This is a genomic window from Clostridium sp. AF27-2AA, assembly GCF_003478505.1.
Lineage (GTDB): Bacteria > Bacillota > Clostridia > Lachnospirales > Lachnospiraceae > Brotaphodocola.
This window is the reverse complement of the sequence record NZ_QUFI01000025.1, coordinates 1-14,178: the sequence shown is the minus strand read 5'-3', so window position 1 is coordinate 14,178 and position 14,178 is coordinate 1. Positions and strand designations below refer to the sequence as shown.

Below are 14,178 nucleotides of genomic sequence, written 5' to 3'. Positions count from 1 at the left end.
CAAGCGAAATTTAAGAAAACATTTCCTTGTAGGGAAGAAGAAAACAGGGTAGAATATTTATGATAAATAAAAAATAAGGAAAGAATCAGGATATGAATCACATTGTAAAACGAATTGCAATTTTATCCGGGGTATTCGCGGCGGCGCTGGGCGTCTTTTTTTTCGCGAATAACCGGTGGAACAGCGGCCAGGACCAGGCCGTATATATGGACATGGAAGCAGCTTCTCTTCCCAGCGTTACGGTACAGATGCTGGACCGGGATATGAACCGGCTCTACGGATATCGTCAGGAGATGAATACGACAGCGGCAGGGGAAACGCTGACCATCCTGCCGGAGGACCGGGCACTTACCGTGCGTATTACAGAAGGAACGGTTACCGGGATCAGCTATGAAGTGCGCAGCATGGACCGGGAACGGCTGGTGGAACGGACTGAGGTTTCAGACTGGTGGCAGACGGACGATGGAATCCTTGCCGTACTCCCAATCCAGAACCTGCTGACAAAAGAGCGGGAATATCAGCTGAAAATCCAGCTGGATACTGAAAATTTCGGACCGGTCTATTATTACACCCGCATTCTGTGGACGGATGCCGCAGACAACGCCCGTGCCATGGTGGACCTGGCGGCGGATTTTTCCATGAAGACCTTTGACTATGAGCAGGCAAGAAGCCTGACCACATATCTGGAGACCAGCCCGTCTGAGGATAACAGCACCTTTGGACATACCTCCATTCATTCCAGCTTTTCCCAACTGACCTGGGGAAAACTTGACATGCAGCCAGAGGCAAATGTGGAAATCCACTTAAAGGAGCTGGACGGTGTCATGTGTGGCATCCAACTTTCCTATCAGGCAAAGCGCCAGGGAGAGGGCGGCACGGAAATCTATGAGGTAGAGGAAGACTTTACCATGAAATGGAATGAACTGCGCATTTATATGATGCAGTATGACCGTACCGTGAACCAGATCTTCTCCGGGGACCGCAGTGAATATTCCGGAAAGAGAATCCTGTTAGGCATTACCGGAGATGACCGTGTGGAGCTGGTAAAGAGCGCGGGTGGAAAGGTTCTTGCATACCGGGTGAACCGGGACTTATGGAGCTATGACCCGGCGGACCGGCGCGCCGTAAAAGTCTTTTCCTTCCGGGATGATGACAGCGCGGATGTGCGCAGCAATTATGACCACCATGATACCAGAATTCTTTCTGTAGAAGATGACGGGGATATGGATTTTCTTGTATATGGCTATATGAACCGTGGAAATCACGAGGGAGAGAATGGAATTGCCGGATATCACTATACGGCATCTGAAAATGCGCTGGAGGAGCGCTATTTCATTCCGTATTCCGATTCCTATGAGCAGCTGGAGGCGGACCTTGACCGCCTGACCTGCCAGACTGCAGGAGGAATGCTGTATCTGTATGTAGATCACGCAATTTATGGCATTGACATGAACAGCCGTGAGAATATGGTGGTGGCAGACTCTCTGGCGGAAGGAACCTTTGCGGTCAGCAGTGATAAAAAGCGTATCGCATGGCAGGAAGGCACCATCTATGAGTCCGGAGTGCTGCATCTGATGGACCTGGAGACCGGTGAAAACCGGGAAATCCGGGCCGGAGACGGGGAATATGTCCGTACACTCGGTTTTGTAGGCCGTGATCTGGTATACGGTATGGCGCGGGCAGATGACATCTGGCTGGTCAATGGACGGACCGAAAATCTTCCTATGTATAGTATCCGCATCATCAATGACCAGATGCAGGAGGAAACCAGCTATGAGAAAAATGGCTACTACATTTCCGAGGTTACGGTGGATGAGAGCCGGATTCATTTAAAGCGTGTCATGAAAACCGGTCCAAACCATTATGCGGACAGTCCGGAGGATACCATCGTCTGTAATGCGGATCTTGGAAATGGCAAACTGGACGGCATTGGCTGGTTTGCTTCACCGGAAAAGGAGCGAGTATATTTTGTCCAGCTGGAGGAAGAAATTAAAAATGGACGGAGCATTCGAATCTTTGCTCCGAAGCGGGTGAGCTATGAACAGTCGGACCGCCTGGAGCTGAAATCCAATTATCAGCTTTCTGATATGGAATTTTATGCCTATGGAAGCGGACATTTGCTGAAGGTGACGACCGACTTCTCGGAGGCATTGCAGCTCGCCTACGACCAGATGGGTTTTGTGACAGATAAGGACCGCAACATGCTCTGGAATCGTGTGAAGCGTGGAAACATCCGCAATATCCGGGATCCGCAGTCTGCGTTTGCTCCACTGGCGCGTCATCTGGAAACCTTTGCGGAGAGCACGGTGTATCCGAACGAGGGACTGGTGGTTCTCAACGCGCGGGGCAGCAGCCTGGCTCAGATGCTGTACTTTATCGATCAGGGCATTCCGGTGGCTGCATACACCGGGGAGGGACAGTACCTGATTCTCTGCGGCTTTGATCAGTATAATGTTACGGTGTTTGATCCGCAGACGGGGGAACTTTACAAGGCCGGTTTAAATGACAGCACAGAGTTTTTCCGTGCGCGGGGAAATGACTTTATCTGCGCAGTGAGCCTGCCGTAGTTTCCCTTTACAAAATCAGAATCTGTGGTATAATCATAAAGATTTAATAGAATCGTAAAGGTTTACTTTTGATATAGAGGTGTGTAATGAATCAGTATATTATGAAAGGCGGCAGTCCGCTGGTTGGAGATGTTGTGATCAGTGGAGCAAAGAACGCCGCGCTCGGCATTCTGGCCGCTTCCATTATGACAGATGACGATGTGATCATTGAAAATCTTCCAGACGTGCGTGATATCAACGTCCTTCTGGAGGCAATCCAGGAAATTGGCGCACGGGTGGACCGCGTGGACCGTCATACCGTAAAGATTAACGGTTCTACCATTCGCGAGGTCGCAGTAGATGATGAATACATCCGCCGCATTCGTGCTTCCTATTATTTTATTGGCGCGCTGCTTGGCAAATATAAGAGTGCGCAGGTACCGCTTCCGGGCGGCTGCGATATTGGCAGCAGACCGATTGACCAGCATCTGAAAGGCTTCCGCGCTCTGGGAGCCAAGATTGAGATTGAGTGCGGAGCTGTCCATGCCCATGCCATTGACCTGGTGGGCGCGCACATTTATCTGGATATGGTTTCTGTCGGCGCAACCATCAACATCATGATGGCAGCGGCCATGGCAGAGGGCATGACCATCATTGAGAACGCGGCCAAGGAACCGCATGTGGTCGATGTGGCAAACTTCTTAAACAGCATGGGAGCCAATATCAAGGGAGCCGGTACCGATGTCATCCGCATCCGTGGTGTAAGAACCCTGCACGGAACCGACTACTCCATCATTCCGGATCAGATTGAGGCAGGCACGTTCATGTGTGCCGCAGCTGTGACCCGGGGGGATATTACCGTAAAGAATGTGATTCCCAAACATCTGGAGGCCATCTCCGCAAAGCTGATCGAGATTGGCTGTGAGGTTATTGAGGGAGATGACGAGGTGCGTGTGGTAGGCAGACCGAAGCAGTGTTCCACGAATATTAAGACACTGCCGTATCCGGGCTTCCCGACCGATATGCAGCCGCAGATGGCCGTGACTCTGGCTCTGGCAGAGGGCACCAGCATGATCACCGAGAGTATTTTTGAAAACCGTTTTAAATACGTGGACGAGCTGGCCCGCATGGGCGGCAGCATTAAGGTAGAGGGCAACGTGGCCGTGATTGACGGCGTGAAGGGCTTTACCGGAGCCCGTGTCGAGTCTCCGGATCTGCGTGCGGGCGCGGCTCTGGTGCTTGCCGGTTTATCCGCGCAAGGCTACACGGTAGTAGATGAAATCGGCTATATCCAGCGTGGATATGAGAAATTCGAGGAAAAACTCCAGTCACTTGGCGCAGCCATTGAGATGGTGGATTCCGAAAAAGAAGCGCAGAAGTTCCGCTTAAAGACCGGTTGAGCCGTTTCTTAAAACAGACACAATAAAATTCAGAATATTGATAAGAATTGTAAACAAATCGTTAAATTCTGTAGGAAATTCGTCATGTTCTGGACACAAACTGTACACGTTTTTCCGATATCCTGTAATTAATCAAAAAGGATTACAGTTCGTGCGCTGTACGGACCACAATGAGAAGAACAGTAAAAGGAGGAACAAGTATGAAGTTATGGAAAAAAGGACTGGCCGGCATGATCGGCGCCGCATTGCTGGCAGCACTGGCAACGGGAACTGCCCTGGCAGCAGAGAGCCGCAGCAAGATTACAAGCGTGAGCATCACCATTGATTCTGATATCTCAGTAGGTGACAGCGGTGGAAGCGTAACCGCAAGCGCGAACGGAAGCAACTATGATGTTACTGACGTGGACATCGTGAATGATGATGGCGAGTGGGTAGACGGAGATGTTCCGAGAGTCGAGATTACTCTGGAAGCAGATGGTGATTATTATTTCACCTCCATGAGCAAGGCAAAGGTAACCTTAAAGGGTGACAAGGCAACCTACGTTTCCTCCAGAAGAGAAGATTCCAGCTCCACCCTGATCATTACTGTGAAGTTAGATGATCTGGAAGGCACCATGGAGATTGATGATGTAACCTGGCAGAATGAGAATTCACCGATCGCAACCTGGGAAACCACCTCAGGCGCAGTGAGCTATCAGGTTCGCTTATACCGCGGCAGCAGCTCGGTAGGAAGCGCAGTGAGCACCAGCAACGAGTATTACAACTTCGCATCCAGCATCACCAGAGAGGGTGAGTATTACTTTAAGGTACGTGCCGTAAACAGCAACAGCAAGAAGGGTGACTGGTACGAGTCTGATTACATCTATGTAGATGATGAAATGCTTGCAAACATCAAGGCAGGCAACTACAACAGCACCACCAATTCCTCTGGAAGTACCACCAATGCTCCTGGTAACAGCCAGCAGGCATCCTGGATCAAAGACAGCGTAGGCTGGTGGTATCGTTATGCGGACGGCAGTTATCCGACTAACGGCTGGCTGCAGATCAACAACCAGTGGTACTGCTTTGACAGCGTAGGCTATATGCGCACCGGCTGGGTTCAGGCAGGAGACGGCAACTACTACTACTGCGATTTGACCAACGGCAACATGGTGACCAATACCTGGACACCAGATGGCTACTATGTAAACGAATCCGGCATATGGGTAAAGGGCAAGACCCGTTAATCCAGGATACGGAATAAAAATTCAGGGAGTCCGCTCAGGCGGGCTCCTTTTTGGCTTTTTCAGTCGATCTTTTCTCATTTACGCGATATTTGTGTAAGGATCCCACAAAAGTCCTTGACAGTGCATACTGAATCTGTTAAGATATGACACGCAGTCACGCGATGACTGCTGTAACCAACAACTGAAAAGTGCGTAATCCCTTATTCAGAGTGATGGAGATACAAAGGATCTGTGAAGTCACGGCAACCCCTCACGAAATGCCATTGGCAGGAGCGTGCGGAAGGTGCCAACCTGAGCGAGAAATCGAGCAATAAGAGGATTTGATTGAATCAGAAATCAAGTCCGCGGCGTTGCTACGGACTTTTCTTTATGTTTCATTTTACTATTATTCTAAGGAGGATTTTCATGGAAAAGTTACTGTTTACTTCCGAGTCCGTTACTGAGGGACATCCGGATAAGATGTGCGACGCAATTTCTGACGCGATCCTGGATGCGCTGATGGAAAAAGACCCGATGAGCCGCGTTGCATGCGAGACCTGCACCACCACCGGCCTGGTTATGGTTATGGGTGAGATCACCACCAATGCCTATGTAGATATTCAGAAAATCGTGCGCGAGACCGTACGTGAGATTGGCTATGACCGCGCGAAATATGGTTTTGACTGCGATACCTGCGGCGTAATCGTAGCTCTGGACGAGCAGTCCAAGGATATTGCCCTTGGCGTAGATACAGCGCTGGAGAAAAAAGAGAACACTATGGACGATGACGCACTGGACGCTATCGGCGCAGGTGACCAGGGTATGATGTTCGGTTTCGCAACCAATGAAACCGAGGAGTACATGCCGTACCCGATTGCGCTGGCACACAAGCTGGCACGTCAGCTCACCAGGGTCCGTAAGGATGGCACACTTCGTTATCTTCGTCCGGATGGAAAGACTCAGGTTACCGTAGAGTATGATGAGAACGGCAAGCCGAAGCGTCTGGATGCAGTCGTTCTTTCTACCCAGCACGATGAGGAAGTAACCCAGGAGCAGATTCACGCAGACATCAAGAAGTATGTATTCGATGAGATCCTTCCGGCAGAGATGGTTGACGCAGAGACCAAGTTCTTCATCAATCCGACCGGACGTTTCGTAATCGGCGGACCGCACGGTGACAGCGGCCTGACCGGACGTAAGATTATCGTAGACACCTACGGCGGTTACGCTCGTCACGGCGGCGGAGCATTCTCCGGTAAGGACTGCACCAAGGTTGACCGTTCCGCAGCTTACGCAGCACGTTACGTTGCAAAGAATATCGTTGCAGCAGGACTGGCTGACAAGTGTGAGATTCAGCTTTCCTACGCAATCGGCGTAGCACATCCGACTTCCATCATGGTAGACACCTTCGGAACCGGAAAGCTTTCCAACGAGAAGCTGGTTGAGATGATCCGTGAAAACTTCGACTTAAGACCGGCTGGCATCATCAAGATGCTTGACCTGCGCCGTCCGATCTACAAGCAGACCGCAGCATACGGCCACTTCGGACGCACCGACGTAGAACTGCCATGGGAGAAGCTTGACAAAGTAGAAGCACTCAAGTCATATCTCTAAAAATTTAAGAATAATTACGAAAGGTCCGAAGCAGGCCGGGGCGGTAGCCCGCTGCGCAAAATAGAAGTGCTGTGTTCGGACGATGTGGCTGACAGCCGTTTACGGATAGTCGGACTGACCGTCCGCCTCCCGAAAACGTCAGTCGCCACATAGCCGGACACATTGCACTTTTATTTATGCTACGCGGGCTACCGCCCCGGCCTGCTTCTGCTTTCCTGCTATTCTACGGTAATAAAAAACACAGCCAGAATGGTACTGGTAAAAGCTGGAAATCATGGCTTTTATCCATACCGTTCTGGCTGATTTTATTTCTCTCATAGCGGGGCCAATACAGTAGAAGCCGGTTATCCCGGCATTCCGCGGAGCATAAATATGGATATACGTGTCCGGCTATGCAGCGACTGTTGTTTGAGGGAGGCAGACATCTTGTCTGACTATCCGCAAACATCTGTCAGCTGCATCGTCCGAATACAATACCCATATTTTGCGCAGCGGTATGCCGGGATTACCGGCTTCGGACCTTTATTGCTATTGCTTTTAAATTGTTATATTATGGTTCTGGTGCCACAATTTTGGCGATTACGCGGTTGGGGAGGCAGACGATGAGCTCTCCGTTTAAGGAAACCTTTCCCTGGTGCACGCATACTTTGTCGGGACAGGAGGCTTCGCTGATCCATGCTGTGCCGTCCTGAATGATCAGATGGTTAGTGCCGCCGTTTACGCCGTCTATGATGAGATCGGCATTTTTGTTTAAGTCCAGGGTCTGGACAAGTTTTCCGTCTACTGTGATTTCTACCTGTGCGGCCGGTTTTTTATGCATAGTCTGGTTGACCAGAAATCCCGCGGCTGCTGCCAGCAGAAGAACCAGAATCAAAATCACTTCCCGCTTCTTTTTTGTCATGGAAGCACCTCTTTCTAAAATATGGGGTTGATGTTATAATAAGATTGCTGTCTGTACAACGTGTGAACAGCATCGAAACTATAGCATAGATGCGGGGAGATGTCAAATTGAGAGAAAGGGAAAACAGCCAGAACGGCAATGGACGCAGCAGTGCCGGGAAAATTGCGCAGTATGGTCTTTTAATCGCTCTGGCTTTTATATTCAGTTACGTAGAGGCGCTGATTCCGCTTCCTGTTCCGGTTCCGGGTATTAAGCTGGGACTTGCGAATCTGGTGAATGTGGTAGGGCTCTACACGGTGGGAGCAGCCGGAACCATGATAGTCGGGCTTGTTCGCATTGTGATGGTGGGCTTTACCTTCAGCAATCCGGGCAGTATGCTGTACGCGCTGGCAGGAGGTGCTTTAAGCCTTGCGGTCATGGCGCTTATGAAACGGATGGACTGGTTTGAGAAGACCGGAGTCAGTATTTTAGGTGGTGTGTTCCACAATATCGGCCAGCTTTCTATGGCGGCCTGGATTACAGGTACTGCGGGGGTGTTTTCTTATCTGCCGGTGCTTCTGATAGCTGGAGTGATTACGGGCGGAGTCATTGGCCTGCTGGGCGGCCTGGTGACTGAGCGAATCGCGCCGGTCATCCGGGGACTGCGCCGGTAGTGGACCGATACCTGGCGGTAGTCCCGCAAAAATTTGTAGATATGGCAAAGATTATTCTATGGAATTTTCTATGGAAAGCTACTATACTGAAAACAGAAGCTGCGGGAACCAGAAGCATGTAAAAACATGTGGGGATGGCAGCGAAAATGTTTATGAAAACACAGAAAACATGGGGAACGGGGAGGATGTTTATGGTTTACACAGCAATCAAGAAACTGGTGCAGTATGGCCTGGAAACAGGGCTGATCACAGAGACGGACCGTATTTACGCAACGAATCAGATTCTGGAGGCATTAAAACTGGAAGAGTATGAGGAGCCGCAGGATACGGTGGGAACTGGAAATCTGGAAGATATTTTAAAAGAGCTTCTGGATTATGCCTGTGAGCAGGGCATTATTGAAAACAGCATTGCCTATCGTGATCTGTTCGATGCGAAGCTGATGAACTGCCTGATGCCGCGGCCGTCTGAGGTCGAGCATGTTTTCTGGACCCGTTATCAGGAGGGCGGTCCGGAGGCTGCTACCAGCTATTTCTACAAACTGAGCCAGGATTCCGATTACATTCGCAGATACCGGGTATGCAAGGATCAGAAGTGGGTGACCAGTACACCTTACGGAGATCTGGATATCACCATCAACTTATCTAAGCCGGAGAAGGATCCAAAGGCCATTGCGGCAGCGAAGCTGGCAAAGCAGAGCGGATACCCCAAATGCCTGCTCTGTATGGAGAATGAAGGCTATGCAGGCCGCCTGAACCATCCGGCAAGAAACAACCACCGCATTATCCGCATTACGGTGAATGAGAGTCGCTGGGGCTTCCAGTATTCTCCGTATGTATATTATAATGAGCACTGCATCGTCTTCAACGGACAGCATACACCGATGAAAATCGACCGCTCCGCTTTTGTGAAGCTGTTTGATTTTGTAAAACAGTTCCCGCACTATTTCCTTGGGTCTAATGCGGATCTGCCGATCGTGGGCGGTTCTATCTTAAGCCATGACCATTTCCAGGGCGGTCACTATACCTTTGCCATGGCGAAGGCTGAAATGGAGCAGAAATTTACCATGCCGGGCTTTGAAGACGTGGAAGCAGGCATTGTTCACTGGCCGATGTCGGTGTTACGTCTGCGCGGTGAAAATTCGGACCGCCTGATTGACCTGGGCGAGAAGGTGCTGACTGCATGGCGCAGTTATACGGATGAGGCAGCTTTCATCTATGCGGAGACAGATGGAGAGCCGCACAACACCATTACGCCGATCGCGCGTAAAAATGGAGCCTGCTATGAGCTGGATCTGGTGCTGCGCAATAACATTACCACAGAAGAGTTCCCGCTTGGGGTCTATCATCCACATCAGGAACTGCATCATATTAAGAAAGAAAACATTGGCCTGATTGAAGTTATGGGTCTTGCTGTGCTTCCGTCCCGCTTAAAGGATGAGCTGTCAAAGCTGGCTGATGCGATTGTGGAAGGAAAAGACATCCGTGCGGATGAGATGCTCGCAAAGCATGCGGACTGGGTAGATGAGTTTAAGCATCATTACGCATCCATCACGAAGGAAAATGTGGATGGCATCCTAAAAGAAGAGGTCGGAAAGGTATTTGCCCGTGTTCTGGAGGATGCGGGTGTATACAAGTGCACACCAGAGGGCCGGGAAGCATTTGGCCGCTTCCTGACTTCCGTCGGATTTGTAAAAAAGTAAAAATATAAAATGCCAGATTCTTTGAAAGTGACGGTTTTTCTGCTTGATTTTTTCCGGGCAGAGGACCGTCACTTTATTTTGTTCGAAAATTACTTTCAAAAGTGAAAAAATGCGGCGATTACAATAAAATGATTGTGAGGTGAGTAATAAAAATGGTGATTGTAATTGTGAAAAAGTAGGATTATATTACAGAATCATAAAGGCAGAGAACTTGATTCAGACAATGCCAGAATGCGGATGCCGGCACGAGAGGACAGATAGAAGCATGTGCAGGTGAACGAACAGGAGGATGTCATCATGGAAAAACAGCAGAAAGAAGAAATAAAGCAGAGAAACGCGGCAGATTTACTGGTGGAATGTCTGCAGGAAGAGGGCGTGGAATACATATTTGGAATCCCGGGAGAAGAGAATCTGGCGGTTATGAATGCCATTGACAGGTCCCCTATCAAATTTATCACTACGCGGCATGAGCAGGGCGCTGCTTTTATGGCCGATGTATATGGAAGACTGACTGGAAAGGCAGGTGTGTGCCTGGCAACACTTGGCCCTGGCGCAACCAATCTGGTAACCGGTGTAGCGGACGCGGACAGTGATGGAGCACCGCTGGTAGCAATTACCGGACAGGTGGGAACCGAGCGGATGCATATTACCGGACATCAGTTTCTGGATCTGACCAAGATGTTTGAACCGATTACAAAACGGACCAAGATGGTGGTGCGTCCGGATACGGTAGGTGAGATCGTGCGTCTGGCATTCAAATACGCAGAGAGTGAGAAGCCGGGAGCCACACACATTGATATGCCGGTAAATGTGGCGAAAATGCCGGTTTCAGAGGGAGAAAAGCCGCTGCGAAAGAAAATCGCGCCGAAGGAGTATGCGGAGCTTGACACCGTGCAGGATGCGGCAGGCATGATTTTCCAGGCAAAGAATCCGGTTATTCTGGCAGGAAGCGGCGTAGTGCGGGGCCATGCCGCAAAGGAACTGACAGAGTTTGCCACCAAGCTGAAGATTCCGGTGATCAATACGATGATGGCAAAAGGCGTAATCCCGTTTGATAATCCGTATTCCATGTGGACCATCGGCATCCCGCAGAAGGATTACCAGAATAAGATTATGGAAGAGGCTGATCTGGTGATTGCGGTAGGTTATGATATTGTGGAGTATGCGCCGGCCAAGTGGAATCCGGAGGGAAAAATTGATATTGTCCATGTGGATATGCGCCCGGCCCACATTAATAAGCTGTATCAGCCAGAGGTAGAAGTGGTGGGTGACATCGCCGATGCCCTGGTACAGATCGGAAGAAGAACCTCCAGACGCCAGGAGCCGGAGCGGGCCCTGGAACTTAAGAAAATGATGGTGGCAGAGCATGAGTCTTACGCATCCGATGCTTCCTTTCCTATGAAGCCACAGCGGATCTTAAACGATGTGCGCAAGGTCATGGGACGGGAAGACATTGTGATTTCGGATGTAGGTGCCCACAAGATGTGGATCGCGCGTCATTATAACTGCTATGAGCCGAATACCTGCATCATTTCCAATGGTTTCGCAACCATGGGAATCTCCGTGCCGGGAGCTATCGGCGCGAAACTGGTTCATCCGGAAAAGAAGATTTTGGCAGTGTGCGGAGATGGCGGATTTATGATGAACTGTCAGGAATTTGAGACGGCGCTGCGGGCAAAAACGCCATTTGTTACGCTGGTCTTTAACGATTCCAGTTATGGACTGATCAAGTGGAAGCAGATGGATCAGTACGGAAAGAGCTGCTGTGTAGATTTCACAAATCCGGATTTTGTGAAGTTTGCGGAAAGCATGGGGGCCATCGGTTACCGCATCACGAAAGCGGAAGATCTGGTGCCAACGCTGAAAAAGGCGTTTGAGCAGAACGTGCCGGTCATCATTGACTGTCCGGTAGATTATGCAGAGAATACAAAGCTGACAGCGCATCTGAAGGAACTGATGGAAAAACTGTAAAAGCGGGTTATCGCGGTATAACGAAAAAAGAATGCTGGGTTTCCAACATTCTTTTTTTGTGCTATGATTAACGGGTATGTGCAAAACAGGAAAAGAAACAGGTGAATTATGAATACAAAAAAAGCCATTTTTCTGACAGTGGCTTCCGCATTTTTACTGTCTGGCTGTGCCGGAAGCGGTGCGAAGCTGACTGCCTATGACGCGCAGTATCTGGATTATTTTGATACCATTACCAGCATTACAATCTGCGCGGAGAGTGAGGAACAGTTTGCGGAATATAAGCATCTGGCAGAAGATACCATGGAGAAATATCATGAGTTGTTTGATATTTACGATAATTATGATGGTGTAAATAACATTAAAACCATCAACGACAACGCCGGGATTGCCCCGGTCACGGTAGATCCGGAGATCATCAGGCTTCTGGAGTTTTCCAGACAGGAATATGAGGAAACAGGTGGAAAAATTAATGTGGCCATGGGAAGTGTACTCTCTGTCTGGCATGACTACCGGGAGGCAGGAATCGAAAATCCATCCCGGGCGCAGGTGCCTGGCCAGCAGGAACTTCAGAGAGCGGCAGAGCATGTAAATCTGGATGAGGTGCAGATTGATGAAGAGGCGTCCACAGTTTATCTGCCGGATGAGGACATGAGCCTTGATGTCGGAGCTATCGCAAAGGGCTACGCCACGAAATGTCTGGCTGAGAAACTGAAAGAAGCGGGGGTGACCTCGGCACTCCTGAGTCTTGGCGGCAATGTGGAAACCATTGGTACAAAGGCGGACGGCAAGCCATGGCGTGTGGGAGTACAGAACCCGGATACCAGCGCGGCGAAGGCTTATCTGCATGTACTAAAGCTTACCGATACCTGTCTGGTTACCAGCGGGACATATCAGCGGTATTATGAGGTGGACGGCGTGCGGTATCATCACATCATTGATCAGGATACCCTGATGCCGGAAAACACATACGATTCTGTTACCATCCTCTGTAATGACAGCGCCAGGGCAGACGCTCTGTCCACAGCGGTCTTTAATATGGATCCGGAGACGGGAATGGCTTTTGTGGAAGCGCAGGATGGCGTGGAAGCACTGTGGGTCTATCCAGATGGAACGGAGGCACAGAGCAGTGGTTTCGGAGCTTATGTAGATCAGTGAGGATGAAAAAGTGGCTGCAGTTACAGTCAGGAGTTTTCTGAACGGCAGTAGAAAGTTGAGGACAAAAGAGAGTGGAAGCGAATACAAAAAAATCGGCAAGGCACAGCTGTATGCTGCTCCTTGCGGCCCTGGTATGGGGCGTGGCCTTTGTGGCTCAGAGTGAGGGACTGAATTATGTAGGAGCCTTTACGTTTAATACCTGCAGGTTTATTCTTGGTGGCGCGGTTCTGATTCCGTGTATTTATTTCCTGCATGGCAGAAAAGACAGCGCATGGCAGACCTTGTCTGAGAAAGAAAAGAAAGAGCAGACCCGCATGGGTATTATCGGCGGCATTTGCTGCGGATGTATACTCTGCCTGGCAAGCTGCCTGCAGCAGTTTGGCATTGCTCAGACCACGGTGGGAAAGGCAGGATTTATCACAACCCTTTATATCATTATCGTACCGTTTATGGGGCTGTTCTTAAAGAAAAAGATCGGCATCAACATCTGGATCAGCGCGGTGATCGCGGCAGTGGGCATGTATTTCTTATGTATCACGGAGTCCTTTTCCATCGGAGCAGGAGACCGGCTGGTGCTGATGTGTTCCGTGGTATTTTCGGTACATATCCTGGTGATCGACCATTTTTCCCCGAAGGCAGATGGTGTGGTGATTTCCTGCGTGCAGTTCTTTACCGCAGGTGTGATTGCAAGCGTGCTGATGCTGCTTTTTGAGCACCCGTCTATGTCTGCTGTCATTGCGGCAGCAGCACCGATCCTGTACGCGGGCGTGATGTCCTGCGGCGTCGGCTACACCCTGCAGGTCGTAGCTCAGAACGGCGTGGATCCGACTGTGGCCTCCCTGCTGTTGAGCCTGGAATCTGTATTTTCCGTCCTGGCAGGCTGGATGCTCCTGGGGCAGAAGCTTTCCGGACGGGAACTGTTCGGTTGCGTGCTTGTGTTTGCAGCGGTGCTGCTGGTGCAGATACCGACAGAAAAACTGTTCCATACAGCATAATAAAAATTTAAGAGCAATACCAATATAGGTCCGAAGCC

General features: G+C 50.1%; 10 protein-coding genes and 1 riboswitch. Of the genes, 9 read left to right on the top strand and 1 reads right to left on the bottom strand.

From position 1 onward, the window contains the following. Nucleotides 1-92 precede the first annotated feature (92 nt). From DWY84_RS12860 to metK, 4 genes are all read left to right on the top strand, one after another. A complete protein-coding gene (locus DWY84_RS12860; protein WP_118533781.1) occupies nt 93-2,567 on the top strand; it encodes a hypothetical protein in 2,475 nt (824 codons plus the stop codon). Between the two features lie 86 nt (nt 2,568-2,653). Beyond that, complete coding sequence (locus DWY84_RS12855) at nt 2,654-3,946, top strand: UDP-N-acetylglucosamine 1-carboxyvinyltransferase (protein WP_118533780.1); 1,293 nt, start codon at nt 2,654-2,656, stop codon at nt 3,944-3,946. Nucleotides 3,947-4,146: 200 nt separating this feature from the next. After that, nucleotides 4,147-5,172, top strand: a complete 1,026-nt coding sequence (locus DWY84_RS12850) for a hypothetical protein (protein WP_118533779.1) — start codon at nt 4,147-4,149, stop codon at nt 5,170-5,172. A gap of 197 nt (nt 5,173-5,369) precedes the next feature. Further along, a riboswitch (SAM riboswitch) is annotated at nt 5,370-5,489 on the top strand. Between the two features lie 88 nt (nt 5,490-5,577). Then, a complete protein-coding gene (gene metK, locus DWY84_RS12845) occupies nt 5,578-6,765 on the top strand; it encodes a methionine adenosyltransferase (RefSeq protein WP_118533778.1) in 1,188 nt (395 codons plus the stop codon). 550 nt (nt 6,766-7,315) lie between these two features. Here metK and DWY84_RS12840 read toward each other — a convergent pair. Next, nucleotides 7,316-7,666 (bottom strand): NusG domain II-containing protein, encoded by a 351-nt coding sequence (locus tag DWY84_RS12840; protein ID WP_118533777.1) that lies wholly within the window; start codon nt 7,664-7,666, stop codon nt 7,316-7,318. Nucleotides 7,667-7,773: 107 nt separating this feature from the next. On the opposite strand from DWY84_RS12840, the gene DWY84_RS12835 reads away from it, so the two are divergent. From DWY84_RS12835 to DWY84_RS12815, 5 genes are all read left to right on the top strand, one after another. Further along, nucleotides 7,774-8,319 (top strand): Gx transporter family protein, encoded by a 546-nt coding sequence (locus DWY84_RS12835; protein ID WP_243024853.1) that lies wholly within the window; start codon nt 7,774-7,776, stop codon nt 8,317-8,319. Nucleotides 8,320-8,510: 191 nt separating this feature from the next. After that, the gene (gene galT, locus DWY84_RS12830; RefSeq protein WP_118533775.1) at nt 8,511-10,019 is read left to right on the top strand and encodes a UDP-glucose--hexose-1-phosphate uridylyltransferase; all 1,509 of its coding nucleotides are present in this window, start codon (nt 8,511-8,513) and stop codon (nt 10,017-10,019) included. Between the two features lie 297 nt (nt 10,020-10,316). After that, the gene (locus DWY84_RS12825) at nt 10,317-11,990 is read left to right on the top strand and encodes an acetolactate synthase large subunit (RefSeq protein WP_118533774.1); all 1,674 of its coding nucleotides are present in this window, start codon (nt 10,317-10,319) and stop codon (nt 11,988-11,990) included. Between the two features lie 108 nt (nt 11,991-12,098). Next, a complete protein-coding gene (locus DWY84_RS12820; protein WP_118533773.1) occupies nt 12,099-13,145 on the top strand; it encodes an FAD:protein FMN transferase in 1,047 nt (348 codons plus the stop codon). A gap of 110 nt (nt 13,146-13,255) precedes the next feature. Beyond that, nucleotides 13,256-14,140: a DMT family transporter gene (locus DWY84_RS12815; protein ID WP_118533772.1), complete on the top strand. Its 885-nt coding sequence runs from the start codon at nt 13,256-13,258 to the stop codon at nt 14,138-14,140. Nucleotides 14,141-14,178 lie beyond the last annotated feature (38 nt).